Here is a 19,274-nt window from a genome sequence, read left to right as displayed (position 1 = left end):
GCCGGCCGGGCGGGTGAGGGATCCTCCCCCCACTCCCCTGATCGGGGGATGCCCAACGTTGTGGGTGGGGCAATACTTCGAACGTGGCCACGATGAGCTTGGACACGATCAGCCGGAATCGATCCTTCTGGTGGGATCGAGCGCACTGCGCCTACACCGACGCGCCCGTGCTCGAGGCCGTCATCTTCGACTTCGACACCCCACTGGCGGCCACCGAACGCGACGCCCATATGTTCCGGGACCTGATCTGGAACCTGCACTGCGGCGACATCCGGGTCGGCATCACCGCAGCAGGGTCACGCGATCGGATCGAGCCCTTGGTGCGGGACCTGATCGGCGACGGCGTGGTCGAGGTGATGATCACCGGCGACGACGTGGTACGGCCCAAACCCGATCCTGAGGTGTACCAGCGGGCGCTGCATGAACTCGGGGTCGGATCGGAAGCCGCGATGGCTGTCGAGCATTCCAAGACCGGCTTTCACACCGCACGATCGGCCGGGCTGGCGACGATCGTCGTCACCACCCTGGGCACCCGCAACCTGGACTTCGTCGGCGCAGCCGCAGTCATGGACCGGTACGACTGCGACCAGCCGCTATCGGCCGGGCGCTGTCGGCGGCTCCACGAACAGTGGTGGATCGACCGGTCCCGACTGAGCGCCTAGCTCTGCCCGCAAGCGGCCATGACCAACTCACGCACCCGCGCCGCGTCGGCTTGACCCTTCGTCGCCTTCATCACCGCACCCACGATCGCGCCAGCGGCCTGCACCTTGCCGCCGCGGATCTTCTCGGCGATATCGGGGTTGGCGGCCAGCGCCTCGTCGACAGCAGTCTGAATCAATGAGTCGTCCCGGACCAGAGCCAGGCCGCGGGCGGCCATCACCTGCTCGGGCTCGCCCTCGCCGGCCAGCACACCCTCGATCACCTGACGGGCCAGCTTGTTCGACAGTTTGCCTTCATCGACCAGGGCGACCACCTTGGCGACCTGGGCCGGCGAGATGGCCAAGTCGGACACGACCGCTCCAATTTCATTAGCCTTCTGCACCAGGAAGTTTCCCCACCACGCGCGGGCCGACTCGCTGGACGCGCCGGCAGCGACGGTGGCCGTCACCAACTCGACCGCACCGGCGTTGACCAGGTCGCGCATGACCTCATCGGAGACGCCCCACTCGTCCTGAATTCGCTTGCGCGACAACCACGGAAGCTCGGGGATCGTGGTGCGCAACCGTTCCACCAGTTCCTCGCTGGGCGCCACCGGCTCCAAATCGGGCTCGGGGAAATACCGGTAGTCCTCGGCCGTTTCCTTGTCGCGGCCCGGCGAGGTGTAGCCGTCCTCGTTGAAATGCCGGGTCTCCTGGTGGATCTTGCCACCCTCGACGAGAATGGCCGCCTGACGGCGCATTTCGTAGCGGACCGCCACCTCGACACTCTTGAGCGAGTTGACGTTCTTGGTCTCGGTGCGGGTGCCGAACTCGGCTTGGCCGATCGGCCGCAGTGACACATTGGCATCGCAGCGCAACGAACCCTGGTCCATCCGCACATCGGAGACGCCGAGTCCGCGCAGCAGATCCCGCAGCGCGGTCACATAGGCGCGCGCAACCTCGGGGGCCTGCGCACCGGTGCCCTCGATCGGCTTGGTGACGATCTCGATCAGCGGCACCCCGGCGCGGTTGACGTCCAGCAGCGAGGTGGTCGCTCCGTGGATGCGGCCGGTATCACCGCCGACGTGGGTGAGTTTGCCGGTGTCCTCCTCCATGTGCGCCCGTTCGATGGCGACGCGGAAGGTGCTGCCGTCATCCAGCGGGACCTCGAGGTAACCGTCGAACGCGATCGGCTCGTCGTACTGCGAGATCTGGTAGTTCTTCGGCTGGTCGGGATAGAAGTAGTTCTTCCGCGCGAAGCGCGACCACGGCGCGATCTCGCAGTTCAGCGCGAGGCCGATGCGGATGGCCGACTCCACGGCGGCCTCGTTGAGCACCGGCAGCGCGCCCGGCAGACCCAGGCAGACCGGACATACCTGGGTGTTGGGCTCGGCGCCGAAGGTCGTCGAGCACGGGCAGAACATCTTGGTGGCAGTCGACAGTTCGACGTGCACCTCCAGGCCGAGCACCGGATCGAAACGGGCGACGACGTCGTCGTAGTCCAGCAGCTCGGCCTCAGCGGACGAAGTGCGCGCAGTAGTCATGCCTCGATCTTATTCGGGCGATCATCCGGCCAGCCCGTCCCGGCCTGGCCGACACTTAGGGCAACCCCGCCACGATGCGATTCCGCCCCTCGCGCTTGGCGCGGTAGAGGTGTGAGTCGACGGCGGCGAGGACGTCCTGCTGATTGAGGGGATCGCGGGCGGTCAACACACCGAGACTGACGGTCACCGTCTCGGCGACCTCGGACGCCGCATGGGGGATGCCCAGATCGACCACCGACTGCTGTATGCGCCGGGCGGCAGATTGCGCCGACTCTTCATCGGTCGCCGGCAGCAGACACAGGAATTCCTCGCCCCCGTAGCGCGCCGCAGTGCCGCCACTCTCCTCGGCGATACTGGCCACCACACCGGCGACGCTGCGTAGGCATTCGTCGCCCGCGGTGTGCCCGTAGCGATCGTTGAAGGCCTTGAAATAGTCGACGTCGAGCATGATCACCGAAAGAGGAGCCGCTGATTCCAGGTGGATGTCGATCTGCTCGGCCAGCACGGCATCGAGATGCCGCCGGTTCGCGATACCGGTCAGATCGTCGGTGATGGAGAGCTGAGTGATCTTCTCGTTCAACTGAAGCAACCGCGATTCGAAGAGCTTGCGCTCGGTGATATCCCGCACGATCGAGCAGTTGTAGTGCGCGCCCTCGTGTTCGACGTAGTTCACCGTCACCTCGATCGGCACCTCAACCCCGGACTTGGTGGTGTTGACCGTCTCCAGGGTGAAAGACCCCCGCTCGACAACGTCCTGCCAGTGCTCCCGCCAGCGCTGCTCGTCGAACTGCGGATCGACGTCAACCACCCGCAGTCGCGACAGTTCCTCGGCCGAGTAGCCGAGCAGCGCGGTCGCAGCGGGATTGACGTACACATACCGGCCATCCGGATCGAGCCAGATGATCATGTCGGCCACTCGGTCGATGGTGGCCTGGGTGAGCTGGAAACGATGCCAGGCGGCCTGCCGACCGCCGACGTCTTCGACTGCGATCGTCACCCGGGCAGGATCGGACGTTGACCGCACGATGAACTGCAAACCGTCCCTGTCGAACACCGCACCATGCGGGCAACCGATGTCGAAATGGGCCTGGATCTGGGCGACCACATCACGATCCAGCACCTCATCCAGGCGCGATCCGACGAGTGGGATCTTCCCGTCTAGCCCCAGGACCACCGCGACCGTCGGTTCGGCATCGACGACCACACAGTCGCGATCGACCACCAGCAACCCGGCGAACGGTGGTAGGGCATACGGCTCCATCGGGAATCAGTCTGCCTCTGCAGCGTCATCGACAGACCGCGATCAACCGAAGAAGGCGGCCGCGTCGTCGTAGCGGCTCTGCGGCACCAGCTTGAGCTGGCGGACCGCATCGGCCAGCGGTACCCGGCCGATGTCCTGCCCGCGCAGCGAGACCATCACCCCGAATTCGCCGGCGTGAGCGGCGTCGGCGGCGTTGACGCCGAACCGGGTAGCCAGCACCCGGTCATAGGCCGTCGGGGTGCCGCCGCGCTGCACGTGGCCGAGTACGGTGACCCGGACTTCCTTCTTGATCCGCTTCTCCACCTCGTTGGCCAGCTGTTGGGCCACCCCGGTGAAGCGTTCGTGGCCGAACTCGTCGGTGCCGCCCTGGCGCAGCTGCATGGAGCCCTCGGCGGGCTTGGCCCCCTCGGCGACCACGATGATGAAGCTCGACTCGCCGCGCTGGAAGCGCTTCTTGACCAGCCGGCACACCTCTTCGACGTCGAAGGGCTGCTCGGGGATCAGCGTCATGTGCGCACCGGAGGACAGCCCCGCGTTGAGCGCGATCCAGCCCGCATGCCGACCCATCACCTCGACGATCATCACCCGCTGATGCGACTCTGCGGTGCTGTGCAGCCGGTCGATGGCCTCGGTGGCGATCTCCAGTGCGGTGTCGTGGCCGAATGTGACGTCGGTGCAGTCGATGTCGTTGTCGATGGTCTTGGGCACCCCGACGACGGGCACGCCCTCCTCGGAGAGCCAGTGCGCGGCGGTCAGCGTGCCTTCGCCACCGATCGGGATCAGGACGTCGATCCCGTTGTCTTCCAACGTCTGTTTGATGTCGTCGAGACCGGCGCGCAGCTTGTCGGGGTTGGTGCGGGCGGTGCCCAGCATGGTGCCGCCCTTGGCCAGCAGCCGGTTGTTGCGGTCGTCGTTGTGCAGTTGGATCCGGCGGTCCTCCAGCAGGCCGCGCCAGCCGTCGAGGAAGCCGACCACCGAGGAGCCGTAGCGGGCGTCGCAGGTCCGGACGACAGCCCGGATCACGGCGTTGAGGCCTGGACAGTCACCGCCGCCGGTGAGCACTCCGATTCGCATGGGCACTATCCTGCCCCGTCAGATCGCCGTTGGCAGCGGACCGCGCGCAGACTCATAGGCCGCACCCACTCGGTAAAGGCGGTCGTCGGCCAGGGCGGGCGCCATGATCTGCAGGCCAACCGGCAGGTTGTCGTCGGGTGACAGGCCCGACGGCACCGACATTCCGCAGTGTCCGGCCAGGTTCAGCGGCAGCGTGCACAGGTCGAACAGGTACATCGCCAGCGGATCGTCGACCTTCTCACCGATGCGGAACGCGGTAGAAGGAGTAGTCGGGGTGACTAATACATCGACCTTTTCGTAGGCCGCGTCGAGGTCGCCGGCGATCAGCGTGCGAACCTTCTGCGCCTGGTTGTAGTAGGCGTCGTAATAGCCCGCCGACAACGCGTAGGTACCAATGATGATGCGGCGCTTGACTTCTGGACCGAATCCGGCCGCCCGCGTGAGTGCCATCACCTCCTCGGCGGAATGCGTGCCGTCGTCGCCGACCCGCAGTCCGTAGCGCATGGCATCGAACCGGGCGAGGTTGCTCGACACCTCCGACGGCAGGATCAGATAGTAGGAGGACAGCGAGTAGTCCAGGTGCGGGCAGTCGACCTCGCTGACCTGCGCGCCGAGGGCGGCCAGTTGCTCGACGGCGGCGTTGAACGACTCCAGCACGCCGGGCTGGTAACCCTCGCCGCTACGCAGCTGTTTGACCACCCCGATCCGGACTCCGGAGAGATCGCCCGCGGCCCCGGCCTTCGCCGCGCCGACGACGTCGGGCACCTCGGCCTCAACTGAGGTGGAGTCGCGCGGATCGTGTCCGGCGATCACGGCATGCAGCAGCGCGGTGTCGAGGACGGTGCGAGCGCAGGGGCCGCCCTGATCCAGCGACGACGCGCAGGCCACCAGTCCGTAGCGCGAGACCGTGCCGTAGGTCGGTTTGACCCCGACAGTGGCGGTCAGCGCCGCGGGCTGGCGGATCGAGCCGCCGGTGTCGGTGCCCATCGCCAGCGGCGCCTGGAAGGCGGCCAGCGCGGCCGCGCTGCCACCGCCGGACCCGCCGGGCACCCGGTCGGTGTCCCACGGGTTACGCGTCGGGCCGTAGGCGGAGTTCTCGGTCGAGCTGCCCATCGCGAACTCGTCCATGTTGGTCTTGCCGAGGATCGGGATGCCTGCGGCACGCAGCCGGGCGGTCACCGTCGCGTCGTAGGGCGACACCCAGCCCTCGAGGATCTTCGACCCGCAGGTGGTCGGCATGTCGGTGGTGGTGAAAACGTCCTTGAGCGCCAACGGAACACCGGCCAGCGGCGAGGGCAGCGTCTCCCCGGCGGCGACAGCGGCGTCGGTACGCGCCGCGCTGGCCAGCGCCTCGTCGGCGGCGACATGCAGGAAGGCGTGGTACTGCTCGTCGGTCGCGGCGATCTGGTCCAGGCAGGCCTGGGTCACCTCGACCGAGGAGATCTCCTTGGCTGCGATCTTCTCCCCGAGCGTGGCGGCGTCGAGGCGCGTGAGGTCGCTCATCGCACTCATTCTGATTCCCCCAGGATCTGCGGCACCGCGAACCGGCCCTCGACCGCGGCCGGGGCCGCAGCGAGCGCTTCGGCCTGGGTCAGGCACGGCTGAACCACGTCAGCGCGGGTGACGTTGACCTCCGAAAGGGGGTTGCCCGTCGGCTTCGCGTCGCCGGTATCGACGGCCTGGATCTGGCTGACATGCCCCAAGATCGCGTCAAGCTGGCCTGCGAAGCTGTCGAGTTCGTGGTCGGTCAGCGCCAGCCGGGCCAACTTGGCCAGCCGGGCGACGTCGTCGCGGGAGATCTGGGACACGGTGGTCAAGCCTAGGTGACTCCCCTGCCTCGCCGAGACTGGTGGTCCGAACCTGCCGGAGTGCTGAGTCCAGGCGGCTATGAAAGGGTGTCGGCGTGCCTTCGTATCTGCTGCGGGTCCAGCTGGTCGACCGGCCCGGTAGCCTCGGCTCGCTCGCCGTCGCGCTGGGCTCGGTCGGCGCCGACATCCTGTCGCTCGACGTCGTCGAGCGGGGATCCGGATATGCAATCGACGATCTCGTGGTCGATCTGCCGCACGGCGCGATGCCCGACACGCTGATCACGGCCGCCGAACGGCTCGAAGGCGTCCGGGTGGACACCATCCGGCCGCACACCGGCCTGCTGGAGGCTCATCGTGAGCTGGAGTTGATCGACCACATCGCCGCCGCCGGCCGCGACGACAGGTTGCAGGTACTGGCCGACGAGGCACCGCGCGTGCTGCGGGTGGGCTGGTGCACGGTCGCCCGCATCTCGCAGGAGGGTCTGCGGCGCATCGTCGGCAGTTCCGGTGCACCGGAGACCCAGGCCACTTCGGCGCCGTGGCTGCCGCTGGCCCACGCCGAGGCCCTCGACGGCACTGCCGATTGGGTGCCACAGGTGTGGCGGGACATGGACACCACGCTGGCCGCCGCGCCGCTGGGTGATCCCAACACCGCGGTCATGCTCGGCCGCCCCGGTGGGCCGTTGTTCCGCCCGTCGGAAGTGGCCCGGCTGGGCTACCTGGCCGGCATCGTCGCGACGATCCTGCGCTAGGTCACTTCCCCGGCCTCGTGCTCCTGCGGCGGCGGGCCACTCGCGAGCAGGGCACGGAAACCGTCCTCATCGAGGATCGGGACACCCAGCTCGACGGCCTTGTCGTACTTCGACCCGGGCGCATCGCCGGCCACCACGAACGACGTCTTCTTCGACACCGAGCCGACGGCCTTGCCACCGCGGGTGATGATGGCTTCCTTGGCCTCATCCCGGGAGAAGCCGGGCAGCGACCCGGTGACCACGATCGAAAGTCCTTGCAGTGTAGGAGTTATCGCGGCGTCACGAACGTCTTCCATCCGCACGCCGGCCGCCTTCCACTTGTCGATGATCGCGCGGTGCCAGTCGACGGCGAACCACTCGACGAGCGCGGCCGCGATGGTCGGGCCGACACCCTCGACATCGGCCAGCTGCTCCTCGGATGCCGCCATGATGGCCTCAAGGCTGCCGAAGGCGACGGCCAAGGCCCGCGCCGCCGTCGGCCCCACATGCCGAATCGACAGCGACACCAGAATCCGCCACAGCGGCCGGTCCTTGGCCTGCTGCAGGTTGATCAGGAATCGCGCGCCATTGGCCGACAGCGCACCATCTTTGGTCGTGAAGAACTCCGACGTCAGCAAGTCAGCGCTGGTGAGGTTGAACAGATCACCCTCGTCGCCGATGACCTTGGCGGCCAGCAGCGCGGTCGCTGCCTCATAGCCGAGCCCCTCGATGTCCAGCCCGCCGCGGCCGGCCAGATGGAAGACCCGCTCGCGCAGCTGCGCCGGACATGACCGCGCATTCGGGCAGCGAATGTCGACGTCACCCTCCTTGGCCGGGGCCAGCGGGGTACCGCATTCCGGGCAGTGGGTGGGCATGTGGAATGCGCGCTCGGTGCCGTCGCGCAGATCGACGACGGGTCCCAACACCTCGGGGATGACGTCGCCGGCCTTGCGGATCATCACGGTGTCGCCGATCAGCACGCCCTTGCGCTTGACCTCCGAGCCGTTGTGCAGGGTGGCCATCCCGACGGTGGACCCGGCGATCTTCACCGGCGTCATGACAGCGAACGGGGTGACCCGGCCGGTGCGCCCCACGTTGACCTTGATGTCGAGCAGCGTGGTCTGGGCCTCTTCCGGCGGGTACTTGTAGGCGACCGCCCACCTGGGGGTGCGCGACGTGGCGCCGAGGCGGCGTTGCAGCGCGAAGTCGTCGACTTTGACCACGATTCCGTCGATCTCGTGCTCGATCTCGTGGCGCCGCTCACCCCAGTACCTGATCTTTTCCTCGACGGCGGCCAGTCCGGCGACCTGCGTGGTGTGGTCGGAGACCGGCAGCCCCCAGGCCTTCAGCGCGAAGTAGGTGTCGTGCAGCGTGGCCGGTGTGAAGCCCTCGGTGTGGCCCAGGCCGTGACAGATCATCCGCAGCCGGCGCCGCGCGGTGACCGCAGGATTCTTCTGCCGCAGCGAGCCGGCCGCACTGTTGCGTGGATTGGCGAACGGATCCTTGCCCTCCTCGACGAGGCTGGCGTTGAGGTTCTCGAAGTCGGCGAGCCGGAAGAAGACCTCACCGCGCACCTCGAGAACTGCCGGTACCGGGTATTCCGTTGATTCAGTGAGGTTTTCGGGGATGTCATCGATGGTCCGGGCGTTGTTGGTGACGTCCTCGCCGACCCGGCCGTCACCGCGGGTGGCCGCGCGTTCCAGCCGCCCGTTGCGGTACACCAGGGCGATGGCGACACCGTCGACCTTGAGCTCGCACAGGTACTGCGGGTCGCGGCCGATCTCAGTCTCCACCCGGTTGGACCAGGCCGCCAGCTCTTCGGTGTTGAACACATCGTCCAGGGACAGCATCCGCTCCAGGTGGGCGGCCGCGGAGAAGTCGGTCGTGAATCCGGCGCCCCCGACCAGCTGAGTCGGCGAGTCGGCGACCCTCAGCTCGGGGTAGCGGTCCTCGAGGGCGAGCAGTTCGTTGAAGAGCGCGTCGAAGTCCGCATCGGAGACGATCGGCGCGTCCTTGATGTAGTACCGGAACTGATGCTCACGCACCTCTTCGGCAAGGTCCTGCCAGCGCCGGCGCACATCCGGATCGATGGGGTCAACCTCGGGATCGGATGTCTCTGAAGCCACTCTCGCAGGCTAGTCGAGGGCTATGACGACTCAGCCGTGGCACTGTTATGCCATGCCCCATCCGGTGATGTTCGATGACGCCGACCCGATCCTGGCCAGGGTGCGCAATATTGCACTGGCGTTTCCCGAGGCGACCGAGAAGATCTCCCACGGCCGGCCGACGTTCTCTGCACCCAAGATGTTCGCGGTCTACGGCGGCAGCCAGAAGAACCCGACCGGCCCGATGACTCGCTACGACCATGCGCTGCTGATCAAGGTCGACGACAGCGAGCGCCAAGCGCTGCAGCAGGATCCCCGCTTCTTCTATCCGGCCTACCTGGGCCCATACGGCTGGCTGGGCCTGGACTTCGACGCCGCCAAAGTCGACTGGGATGAAGCCAAAGAGCTTGTCGACGCGTCGTTTCGGCTGCAGGCGCCGGCGCGGCTGGTCAAACAGCTCGACGGCTAGATCGGATTGCACGGCGCATCCTCAACCCGCGCCGCTGAGGAGCTCGATGAGCCGTGATGGCGTGTGCTCGCCGAAACAGATGTCTTGGGTCTCGTGCGCCTCGACGGCCATCGCTTGGCTGCGCGGGAACATGACCGCCTCGTAGCTCGCCAGTGCCGCTTCGATGTCGTTGGGATGGTGGGCGATCGCCTCGCCGAGGTCGGCACCGTCGAGCATCGCGAGGTTGGCGCCATCACCTCCCGGCGGCATCAGGTGTGCGGCATCACCGATCAACGTCACACCCGGAGTGCGCTCCCATCGGTGTCCGGTCGGAAGGGTGTAGATCATGCGTGGCACCGGCCCGGAGTCGGCGTCGGTAATCAAGGCGGTGAGTTCTGTTGCCCATCCATCGAACTCGGCCGCTACTCGAGCGGTGGCCGCGGCGGCGTCAGTGAAATCGATATCGTCGATCCACTGTGCGTCGCGAGTCAGTTGGACGTAGGTGTGAATCACGTTTCCGGCCTCGCGGTGGGCCAGGATGCCACGCCCAGGCGTAGGTGCATACATCGCGCCACTGCCGACCGCATGCGCTGCGGCGAAATGTCGTCGGTCAACGTCGAACAAGTAAGTCTCAATGAACACCGTGCCGGTGTATTCCGGTTCAGCCATTGAGAGCAGGTCCCGGACTTTCGACCAGGCGCCGTCGGCACCGACGAGAACCGTGCTCGTGGCCGTCGACCCGTTCGTGAAGACGAGTTCATGCCGGGCGTCGCGCAGCGTCCGAACCTCGGCGACCTTGTGTCCCCACCGGATCGCTTCTGGCGGCAACGAATCGAGCAGGATCTGACGCAGCTCGCCACGCAAGACTTCGGGGCGCCCACCTCCGCCGTCATCGGGCTGGTCGAACAACACGGTCCCGCGAGGGTCGAGCACCCGGGACGCCTGAGCCCCCTCGTGGATGATCGCGCGGAATTCCGCGGTGAGACCGGCCGCCTCAAGAGCACGCTGTCCGTCGTGCTCGTGGATGTCGAGCTGGCCACCCTGCGTGCGAACCCCCGTCGAGGCTTCGGCTTCGTAGACGGTGACGGGTATGCCGTGCACGTGCAGCACACGCGCAAGGGTGAGACCACCAAGCCCGGCACCGACGATGGAGATTGTTGGCGTCATCACGCTCCCTAAGTCGACCGTCTATGGAACGACGTTCCAGTCGCCATCTTGGAACATCGTTCCAGTTGTGTCAAGATTGCTTCCCATGGCGGCCAAAACCCCACGGGCCGGACGACGCGCGGATTCGCTGTCCAAGGAACGCATCGTCGAGGCGGCAATCGACATCCTCGACAGCGATGGTGAGACCGCGCTGACCTTCCGAGCCCTCGCGACTCACCTGTCAACGGGGAGCGGGGCGATCTACTGGCACGTCGCCAACAAGAATGATCTCCTTGCCGCGGCGACGGACGCTGTCATCTCGCGAGTCGTCACCGAGCGGGTCGACCATGGCACGCCACGAGACGCGATCCGGTCGATCGCCGTTGGCGTGTTCGACGCGATCGACGCACACCCATGGGTCGGCACCCAGCTCGCCCGCGAGCCCTGGCAGCCCGCAATGCTACATATCTTCGAAGGCGTTGGCGCACAGCTGGAGGCGCTCGGCGTCGCCGAAGGGGCACAGTTCAATTCGGCGTCCGCGCTCGTGAGCTACCTCTTGGGGCTCGCAGCGCAGTACGCCGCAGTGCTGCAGTTGGTTCCGCGCGAGACGGATCGTTCGGCTTTCCTTGCCGCAACCGCTTCCCGATGGGCTCAGCACGATCCCGCGAAATACCCGTTCGTCCACCAGATCGCGGCGCAACTGCCCGAGCATGACGACCGCGAGCAATTCCTCGCGGGCATCGATCTGTTCCTAGCCGGAATCGACGCGAGCCACCCAGATACCGCCAGCCGGTAGTTATCGTGCTGGTTCGGGGGCTTTTGTCCGATAACTACAGGTTCGCCTAGATCGCTTCAGGGTCCTCGGTGACGGCATCGGCGGCCCGCTGGCACAAGCCGATCGCGACGCGGGCCCATTCGGCGGTCGCACCGGCCAGCCCGCAGGCCGGGCTGATGCCGACACGATCGCGAACCGAATTGCGGGAGAAGCCAATCCGATCGGTGATCGCCACCGCCGCTGCAGCCACTTCCTCCGCCGACGGCCGTTTCGCCGGCGCGCCCGTCGGCACCAGGCCGAAGACCACCGTGCGACCCGAGTCCAGGAACTCCCCCAGCCCATCAAAGTCGGTATCGCCGAGCGTGCCCACGTCCACCGATATCGCGTTGATCGCGCTGCGCTGCAAGACATTCCAGGGCAGCTCGGCCGAACAGCTGTGCAGCAGCACCTCCGTGCCTGCGCCGGCAACGCACTCGTCGAGCAACCCGATCGCAACCACCTCGTCGACCGGATGGACCGGGCTCATTGCCGTCACCCCGGTCAGCCGGCCGGCCAGCGCGGCGAACAGCACGGGCTCGTCATACTGCACCACCACCGTCGTCGACAACCGGCGCGCCAGCTCGGCCCGGTGTCGCGCCACCCCCTCGGCAAGTGACGACGTCAGGTCGCGGACCGCGCCGGCGTCGGTGAGCGCGCGGTGACCTCCTGGCAGCTCCAGCTGGGCGGCCAGCGTGATCGGGCCCGGCGCCTGGACCTTGACCGGCCGCCCCGAACCGGGCCCGCCGGCCTTCTCCCAGGCCTCCTCGATGGCGTCGATGTCCTCATCGAGCAGGCTCTTCGCCCGACGAGTGACCGCGCCCGGCCGGGCGGTGATCCGGTAGCCGCGGGGCACGGTGTCGATCGCGATGTCGACCAGCAGCGCACCGGCCCGACCGATCATGTCGGCGCCCACACCGCGGGCCGGCAGCTCGACCAGGTGCGGCAGCCGGTGCAGTTCCCCGACGATGATGCCGGCGGCTTCCCGCGCCGCCAAGCCCGGCCACGAACCCATCCCGGTGGCCGCAGCGAAATCACTCACCGGCCAACCGTATTGGACAGCCCGAGTACACCCCTGCACCGGGGGCCTAACGTGATGCTCATGATGGTGCGGGCGGGGTTGGCCTGTTGCGCGGCAGCGGCGGCGCTGACCGGTTGCACGCAGTGGGTCGACGGCGATCCGCTGCGGGCCCTGAGCGAGCCGCCATACCGTCCGCCGGGGATCGTTGACGTCGACCAGGTGCTGCTGAGCCAGGCTCAGATGCAGGCCATCACCGGCGGCGGCCAGGACCTGACCATCATTCCGACCATGGACGGCAAAGCACCCGTCGACATCGAACAACTCGCCGAATCGGTCCCCCGGGATTGCCGCTTCTTGTTTGCCGAAACCGACACCTTCGGCACCGACGTGGCGGACTTCCACAAGACCAGCTTCCAGCACCCGGCCCGGCGCGCGCTGATCTCCGAAGGGGCGGCCGCCTACCGCGACGACGCCACAGCACGACAGGCGTTCACCATGCTCTCGACAACGGTGCATCGCTGCGCCGCCGGACCGATGGGGTCGTATCTGGTCGGCGAGGTCACCGCGGACGCCGACTCGCTGCACACCCGCCCGGGCCGGTGCGGGCGCGACTACCGGCTGAAAGCCTCGGTGCTGGTGGAGGTGACGTTCTGCACGTATCCCGAGTCGGTGCCCGAGATCGTCATGACCAACATCGTCAACAAGATCCCGGGCGGTTGAGGATCGTCGCGCTGCCGATGACCTCGTCACCGGCCGGATCCGGCCGGTAGAGCACCAACGTCTGGCCCGGCGCGACACCGCGCAGCGGCGTCCGCAGCGCCACCCTCAGCTCGTCGCCGACGACTTCGGCGACGGCGGGCACCACACCGCCGTGCGCACGGACCTGGACCTCGCACTCCACCGGGCCCTCCGGGGCGACCCCGGCGGTGAACACCGGCTGCGTGCCGGTCAGCGAATGCACCTGAAGGTCCTCGACCGAGCCCACCCGCACCGTCTGCGAGTCGGCATCGATACCGGTCACGTAGCGCGGCAGGCCATCGGGACCGGGCCCGGCGATGCCGAGACCCTTGCGCTGCCCGATGGTGAACCCGTGCACGCCGTCATGCTCGGCAAGGACCGCGCCGCTGGCGTCGTCGACGACCGTTCCGCGCCGCACCCCGATCCGGGCGCCGAGGAAGGCCTGCGTGTCACCAGACGGGATGAAGCAGATGTCGTGGCTGTCCGGCTTGTCGGCCACCAACAGCCCCCGGCGGGCAGCCTCCTCGCGGATCGCCGGCTTGGGGGTGTCACCGACCGGGAACGCGGCGTGGCGAAGCTGCTGGGCGGTCAGCACACCCAGCACGTAGGACTGATCCTTCTCCGCGTCGACCGCGCGGCGCAGCCGCCCCTGCGACAGCCGGGCGTAATGGCCGGTGGCCACCACGTCGAAGCCCAGCGCCAGCGCCTTGGCGGCCAGCGCCGAGAACTTGATCTTCTCGTTGCACCGCACACACGGGTTGGGGGTCTCGCCGCGCTCGTAGGACGAGACAAAGTCGTCGATGACGTCCTCGGCAAACTTGTCGGCGAAATCCCAGACATAGAACGGGATTCCGAGGACATCGGCAACCCGTCGAGCGTCGCCGGCATCCTCCTTGGAGCAGCAGCCGCGCGAACCAGTACGCAGGGCGCCCGGCGCCTTGGACAGGGCCAGGTGCACGCCGACGACCTCGTGGCCGGCGTCGACCATCCGGGCCGCGGCCACCGACGAGTCGACGCCGCCGCTCATCGCGGCCAGCACCCTCATCGCAGCGCTCCCAGTGCCGAACTGGCCAGCGCGGCCTGCCGGGCTCGCTCGACAGCGGCGGGCAGCACCCGCAGTGCCGCGTCGACATCGGCCTCGGTGCTGGTGTGGCCCAACGACAATCGCAATGAGCCCCGCGCCGCCTCGGCGTCGGCACCCATCGCCAGCAGTACGTGTGATGGCTGCGCCACACCGGCCGTGCACGCCGAGCCAGTGGAGCATTCGATTCCGTTGGCGTCCAACAGCATCAGCAGTGAGTCGCCCTCGCAGCCACGGAAAGTGAAGTGGGTGTTGCCCGGCAGCCGGCGATCCCCTAGCGCCCCGTTGATGTGCGTGTCGGCGATCGCGTCCAGCACGCCGTTGATCAGCCGCTCACGCAGGGTGCGCAGGCGGGCGCCGGTGGCATCCAGGGATGCGACGGCGACGTCGGCTGCGGCCGCCATCGCGACTGCACCGGCGACATCCGGTGTGCCGGAACGGATATCGCGCTCCTGGCCGCCACCGTGCAGCAGCGGTACACAGGCGGTGGTGCGGCGCAGCAGCAGTGCGCCGACGCCGGTCGGACCGCCGAACTTGTGGGCGGCCAGGCTCATGGCCGACAGGGTGGACCCGGCGAAGTCCACCGGGAGCTGGCCGATCGCCTGCACGGCATCGCTATGGATCGGCACGTCGAACTCGGCGGCAACGGCGGCCAGATCGGCGATCGGCATGATCGTGCCGACTTCGTTGTTGGCCCACATCACCGAGACCAGGGCCACGTCGTCGTGCTCTTGCAGGATGTCGCGCAGCGCCCCGGCGGTGACCGAACCGTCGGCCTCGGTGGGCAGGAAAGTCACCTCGGCGCCCTCATGCTCGGCCAACCAGGTGACCGCGTCGAGGACCGCGTGGTGTTCGACGGCGGTGGTGACGATGCGACGGCGGATCGGCTCCACGTCACGGCGCGCCCAGTAGATGCCCTTGACGGCGAGGTTGTCGCTCTCGGTGCCGCCGGCGGTGAAGATCACTTCGGACGGGCGGGCGCCCAGCCGCGCCGCGATGCTCTCCCGGGCCTCCTCCATCCGGCGGCGGGCATCCCGGCCCGCTGTGTGAAGCGAGGAGGCGTTACCGGCGGTGGCCAGCGCGGCCGTCATCGCCTCGATGGCAGCAGGATGCATCGGGGTGGTGGCAGCGTGGTCGAGATACACCGGACCGGTGGTCGGGCTCATAGCCCGTCCAGGATACCGGCCGCAGGAGGCCTATCCCGCCAGGGCGTGGGAGTGCTCGAAGCACCGCGCGATCTGCCCGCGCACGGCCACCTCGCAGCGAGCGGCCAGTTCGCGCCGGTCGACCCCGGGCAGTTCCAGGGACGCGACCTCGACGTCGACGACGGTCAACCGGGCCCGAACCGTGCGGCTCAGCGACTGCCACAGCGTGTCGTCACCGACGAACGCCGCCACTGTCGAGGGCCGTCCGTCGCGGTGGTGATAGGTCAGCCGCAGCGGCTGAACCGGTCGGCCCGAGTCCACGGCGGCCTGGAACATCGCCGGACGAAACTGCCCGTAGGCCAGCCCGCACCAGGTGGTGCCCTCCGGGAAGGCGACGACCGTCTGCCCGTTGCGCAGCCGATCGGCCACCTGCGCGACCACCTGCGGCAGCCTGCGCAGGCTGGCACGGTCGATGGGGATCACCTTCATGATCCGTGCGGCCAGCCCGACGGCAGGCCAGTCGATCAGGTCGGCCCGCGCGACGAAGGCGCCTGGCAGCACCGAACCGATGACGAAGATGTCGATCCACGAGACGTGACCGCTGACCACCAGGACACCCCGCAGATTGCGAATGGGGCCGCCCGACACCGTGATTCGTACACCGAGGCAGCGCAGGAATGTCCGGCAGTACCGCCGCTGCACGCGACCCCGGCCGGGCATCGGAACCGCCAGCAGCGGCACCATCATCAACAGAACCAGCGCAGCCGAGATGCGCAGCGTCGCACGCACCGCCGCGATCACCCGCCGCGACGGCGGAGCGCCGCCGGCGCGCACACAGCTGTCGTCACACAGCGCCCGTGGCAGCCAGGCGTGATCCTGCACGGTCATGCCGTCTCCCTCATCCCGCCGGCCATCTCGCCGGCCGCCGATACCGACCGCAACCGGGTGAGGTAGCGGACGTCGGCCTGCCGCTTGTCCAGCAGGGCCGGGAAATCGCCGACGCCGAACTCGGGATCGTGGGCCGGTTCACCGCAGACCCGGGCACCCAAGCGCAGGTAGCCGCGCATGAGGGGCGGGATCGTCGGTCGGGCCGGCGGCGCGATGTCGTCGAGTCCGACCCCGTCCAGCACGACCTGTCGATACGGGTGGACCGTGTGCTCGGCCGCGGCGGCGTGGCGGCGCAGCACGAAGTCGCGCACCCCTCGGATCTGAGAACCTGGAGCACCTTGGCCATGGGTGGGCACCGAGACGCATCCGGTGACGTAGTCGTAGCCGCAGCGGTCCAGGTAGGCCAGGATGCCGGCCCACATGAGCAGCACCACCGCACCGTTGCGGTGGTCGGTACGCACCACCGCGCGACCCATCTCCACCAGTGAGGGCCGCAACTCGTCCAGTGCGCTGACATCGAATTCCGTTGCTGTGTAAAGACCTCCAGCGGCAATGGCACCAGGCGGCGGCAGCATGCGGTAGCAACCGACCAGTTCGCCGGAGGTGTCCTCCCGGACCAGCAGGTGGTCGCAGAATTCGTCGAACCGGTCGGCATCCAGACCCGGGGAGCGACCGTCGCCATCTGAGAGCGCGTAACCGGGTTCGGTGGTGAACACCTGATAACGCAGCCGCTGGGCCGCCTCGATCAGGGTGGGGTTGGTGGACAGCAGCAGCGAGTAGCGGGGGTCGCCCACGGCGGCGGTCTCGTTCTGGTCAGGAGCTATGAGTACAGAGGCAGTGCTCATAGGGCAACGGTTGCCGAGGCGTTCGGCGGGATGTCAACGCCCGCGTGACGTGTTCGTGCACTCTCGATGACCAATAAAAGCGACGGCCCCCGACACGCCAGAACGACGTGCGGGGGCCGCTGGAAGCTACAGCCGTTGAGCTGCGATTAACCCTTGCGGGCCTTGACCGCCTCGGTCAGCTGCGGGGTGACGTTGAACAGGTCGCCCACGATGCCGTAATCGGCGATCTCGAAGATCGGCGCTTCCTCGTCCTTGTTCACCGCGACGATCGTCTTCGACGTCTGCATACCGGCGCGGTGCTGGATCGCCCCGGAGATGCCCAGCGCGATGTACAGCTGGGGCGAGACCGTCTTGCCGGTCTGGCCCACCTGGAACTGGCCCGGGTAGTAGCCGGAGTCGACGGCGGCACGCGATGCACCGACGGCGCCACCCAGCGAGTCGGCCAGGTCCTCGACGACCGAGAACTTCTCGGCGCTGCCGACACCACGGCCACCGGAGACCACGACGCTGGCCTCGGTGAGCTCCGGGCGGTCGCCGGCCACGGCGGGCTCGCGCTTGGTGATCTTGGTGGCGTTCTCGGCCTGGGCCGGCACCTCGACGCTGACCTGCTCGCCGGCGCCGGCCGCAGGCGCGGCTTCGACGGCGCCAGGACGGACGGTGATCACCGGTGCGTCACCGTTGGCCTGAGCCTCCACGGTGTAGGCGCCGCCGAAGATCGAGTGGACGCCCTTGCCGCCCTCCTTGACCTCGACGACGTCGGACAGCACGCCCGCACCGGTGCGGGCGGCCAACCGGCCGGCAATCTCCTTGCCGTCGGCATTGGCAGCCAGCAGCACGGCGGCCGGACTGGCCGACTCCACCAGCGACGCCAGAACGTCGACGAAGGGGGTGATCAGGTAGCCCTCGGCGTCGGCCGACTCGGCGACATAGATCTTTGCCGCACCGGCCGCCTTGAGATCGTCGACCAGCGGCGCGGCGGTGCCGGGGGCACCGATCACGACGGCGGCGGGCTCGCCCAACGTGCGGGCGGCGGTGATGAGCTCGGCGGTGACTTTCTTCACCGCACCTTCGGAGTGCTCAACGAGCACAAGTACTTCAGCCATAGCTGTTTAGCCTCTTGTTCTTCTCTGTTGGTCCGGGGAAGGAATTAGATGATCTTTTGGGCGACCAGGTATTCGGCGATCTTCTTGCCGCCTTCGCCCTCGTCGGTGATCTTCTCGCCTGCGGTCTTCGGCGGCTTCGGCGTGGACGCCACCACCGTCGTACCGGCGTTGGCCAGACCGACCTCGTCGCCGTCGACACCGATCTCGGCCAACGTCAGGGTGGCCACTTCCTTCTTCTTCGCGGCCATGATGCCCTTGAAGGACGGGAAGCGCGGCTCGTTGATCTTCTCGTTGACGCTGATGACCGCGGGGAGCGTTGCCTCCACGGTGAACACGCCTTCGTCGGTCTCCCGCTCGCCGGTGATCTTGCCGCCCTCGACGGTCACCTTGCGCAGGTGCGTCAGCTGGGGCAGGCCGAGGTACTCGGCGATGATCGCCGGGACCGCCCCGCCGGTGCCGTCGGTGGCCTCGTTACCGGCGATGACCAGCTCGGTGCCCTCGATGGCGCCCAGCGCACGGGCCAGGGCCCAACCGGTCTGGACCATGTCGGAGCCATGCAGGCCCGGATCGAGCAGATGTACGGCCTTATCGGCGCCCATCGACAGCGCCTTGCGGATCGCCTCGGTGGCGCGCTCCGGGCCGGCGGTCAGCACGGTGACTGTTCCGCCCGCGTCCCCTTCCCGCTCCTTGATCAGCAAGGCCTCTTCGACGGCGCGCTCGTTGATCTCGTCCAGCACGGCGTCGGCAGCGTCGCGATCGAGCGTGAAGTCACCGTCGGACAGCTTGCGCTCGGACCACGTGTCTGGGACCTGTTTGATCAGGACCACGATGTTCGTCATGAGTCTTCTACGTCCTCCTGGCAGGCGTCCTGCGACCAGGCAAGGTCG

At 67.9% G+C, this 19,274-nt stretch carries 19 protein-coding genes; 5 read left to right on the top strand and 14 right to left on the bottom strand.

Annotated features, from left to right (window positions below):
- The first annotated feature begins 92 nt into the window (after positions 1-92).
- A complete protein-coding gene (locus G6N38_RS21075) occupies positions 93-662 on the top strand; it encodes an HAD family hydrolase (RefSeq protein WP_163749963.1) in 570 nt (189 codons plus the stop codon).
- Here the strand turns inward: G6N38_RS21075 and gatB are convergent.
- From gatB to gatC, 5 genes are read right to left on the bottom strand one after another with little or no spacing between them, the layout of a single operon-like run.
- Entirely contained in the window at positions 659-2,182 is a 1,524-nt protein-coding gene (gatB, locus tag G6N38_RS21070) for an Asp-tRNA(Asn)/Glu-tRNA(Gln) amidotransferase subunit GatB (protein WP_163749962.1), read from the bottom strand. The genes G6N38_RS21075 and gatB overlap by 4 nt on opposite strands.
- Positions 2,183-2,237: 55 nt before the next feature.
- Positions 2,238-3,443, bottom strand: a complete 1,206-nt coding sequence (locus G6N38_RS21065; protein WP_197748096.1) for a GGDEF domain-containing protein — start codon at positions 3,441-3,443, stop codon at positions 2,238-2,240.
- A gap of 42 nt (positions 3,444-3,485) precedes the next feature.
- Complete coding sequence (locus G6N38_RS21060; protein WP_163749961.1) at positions 3,486-4,517, bottom strand: ATP-dependent 6-phosphofructokinase; 1,032 nt, start codon at positions 4,515-4,517, stop codon at positions 3,486-3,488.
- Between the two features lie 18 nt (positions 4,518-4,535).
- Positions 4,536-6,020, bottom strand: a complete 1,485-nt coding sequence (gatA, locus tag G6N38_RS21055; protein WP_179968423.1) for an Asp-tRNA(Asn)/Glu-tRNA(Gln) amidotransferase subunit GatA — start codon at positions 6,018-6,020, stop codon at positions 4,536-4,538.
- A gap of 5 nt (positions 6,021-6,025) precedes the next feature.
- Positions 6,026-6,325 carry an Asp-tRNA(Asn)/Glu-tRNA(Gln) amidotransferase subunit GatC gene (gatC, locus tag G6N38_RS21050; protein WP_163752188.1) on the bottom strand — a complete coding sequence of 100 codons (300 nt, stop codon included), beginning with the start codon at positions 6,323-6,325 and terminating at the stop codon, positions 6,026-6,028.
- A gap of 95 nt (positions 6,326-6,420) precedes the next feature.
- Here gatC and G6N38_RS21045 point away from each other — a divergent pair, with 95 nt between their 5' ends.
- The gene (locus G6N38_RS21045) at positions 6,421-7,077 is read left to right on the top strand and encodes an ACT domain-containing protein (protein WP_163749959.1); all 657 of its coding nucleotides are present in this window, start codon (positions 6,421-6,423) and stop codon (positions 7,075-7,077) included.
- Here the strand turns inward: G6N38_RS21045 and ligA are convergent.
- Positions 7,074-9,146, bottom strand: coding sequence for an NAD-dependent DNA ligase LigA (ligA, locus tag G6N38_RS21040; protein WP_163752186.1), 2,073 nt, complete (start codon positions 9,144-9,146; stop codon positions 7,074-7,076). The genes G6N38_RS21045 and ligA overlap by 4 nt on opposite strands.
- Positions 9,147-9,234: 88 nt before the next feature.
- Here ligA and G6N38_RS21035 point away from each other — a divergent pair, with 88 nt between their 5' ends.
- Positions 9,235-9,630: an MmcQ/YjbR family DNA-binding protein gene (locus G6N38_RS21035; protein ID WP_163749958.1), complete on the top strand. Its 396-nt coding sequence runs from the start codon at positions 9,235-9,237 to the stop codon at positions 9,628-9,630.
- Positions 9,631-9,651: 21 nt separating this feature from the next.
- Here G6N38_RS21035 and G6N38_RS21030 read toward each other — a convergent pair whose 3' ends face one another.
- Entirely contained in the window at positions 9,652-10,776 is a 1,125-nt protein-coding gene (locus G6N38_RS21030) for an FAD-dependent oxidoreductase (protein ID WP_163749957.1), read from the bottom strand.
- Between the two features lie 85 nt (positions 10,777-10,861).
- Here G6N38_RS21030 and G6N38_RS21025 point away from each other — a divergent pair, with 85 nt between their 5' ends.
- Positions 10,862-11,551, top strand: coding sequence for a TetR/AcrR family transcriptional regulator (locus tag G6N38_RS21025; protein WP_246227363.1), 690 nt, complete (start codon positions 10,862-10,864; stop codon positions 11,549-11,551).
- Between the two features lie 46 nt (positions 11,552-11,597).
- On the opposite strand, the gene G6N38_RS21020 is transcribed toward G6N38_RS21025, so the two are convergent.
- Entirely contained in the window at positions 11,598-12,608 is a 1,011-nt protein-coding gene (locus G6N38_RS21020; protein ID WP_163749956.1) for a uroporphyrinogen decarboxylase/cobalamine-independent methonine synthase family protein, read from the bottom strand.
- 60 nt (positions 12,609-12,668) lie between these two features.
- Between G6N38_RS21020 and G6N38_RS21015 the strand changes: the two genes are divergently transcribed.
- Entirely contained in the window at positions 12,669-13,307 is a 639-nt protein-coding gene (locus tag G6N38_RS21015; RefSeq protein ID WP_163749955.1) for a sensor domain-containing protein, read from the top strand.
- Here the strand turns inward: G6N38_RS21015 and mnmA are convergent.
- The 6 genes from mnmA to G6N38_RS20985 all read right to left on the bottom strand — a co-directional run bounded on the left by mnmA (position 13,285) and on the right by G6N38_RS20985 (position 19,226).
- Positions 13,285-14,370 carry a tRNA 2-thiouridine(34) synthase MnmA gene (mnmA, locus tag G6N38_RS21010; protein ID WP_163749954.1) on the bottom strand — a complete coding sequence of 362 codons (1,086 nt, stop codon included), beginning with the start codon at positions 14,368-14,370 and terminating at the stop codon, positions 13,285-13,287. The two genes, G6N38_RS21015 and mnmA, sit on opposite strands and share 23 nt — an antisense overlap.
- The gene (locus G6N38_RS21005) at positions 14,367-15,572 is read right to left on the bottom strand and encodes a cysteine desulfurase family protein (RefSeq protein ID WP_163749953.1); all 1,206 of its coding nucleotides are present in this window, start codon (positions 15,570-15,572) and stop codon (positions 14,367-14,369) included. The genes mnmA and G6N38_RS21005 overlap by 4 nt, the downstream gene beginning before the upstream one ends.
- Before the next feature lie 30 nt (positions 15,573-15,602).
- A complete protein-coding gene (locus G6N38_RS21000) occupies positions 15,603-16,439 on the bottom strand; it encodes a lysophospholipid acyltransferase family protein (protein ID WP_163749952.1) in 837 nt (278 codons plus the stop codon).
- The gene (locus G6N38_RS20995) at positions 16,436-17,284 is read right to left on the bottom strand and encodes a GNAT family N-acetyltransferase (RefSeq protein WP_163749951.1); all 849 of its coding nucleotides are present in this window, start codon (positions 17,282-17,284) and stop codon (positions 16,436-16,438) included. The genes G6N38_RS21000 and G6N38_RS20995 overlap by 4 nt, the downstream gene beginning before the upstream one ends.
- Before the next feature lie 146 nt (positions 17,285-17,430).
- A complete protein-coding gene (locus tag G6N38_RS20990; protein ID WP_163749950.1) occupies positions 17,431-18,387 on the bottom strand; it encodes an electron transfer flavoprotein subunit alpha/FixB family protein in 957 nt (318 codons plus the stop codon).
- Positions 18,388-18,431: 44 nt separating this feature from the next.
- Positions 18,432-19,226 (bottom strand): electron transfer flavoprotein subunit beta/FixA family protein, encoded by a 795-nt coding sequence (locus tag G6N38_RS20985; RefSeq protein ID WP_163749949.1) that lies wholly within the window; start codon positions 19,224-19,226, stop codon positions 18,432-18,434.
- Positions 19,227-19,274: the final 48 nt, after the last annotated feature.

This window comes from Mycolicibacterium helvum (assembly GCF_010731895.1).
Lineage (GTDB): Bacteria > Actinomycetota > Actinomycetes > Mycobacteriales > Mycobacteriaceae > Mycobacterium > Mycobacterium helvum.
This window is presented reverse-complemented; position numbering and strand designations above follow the sequence as displayed.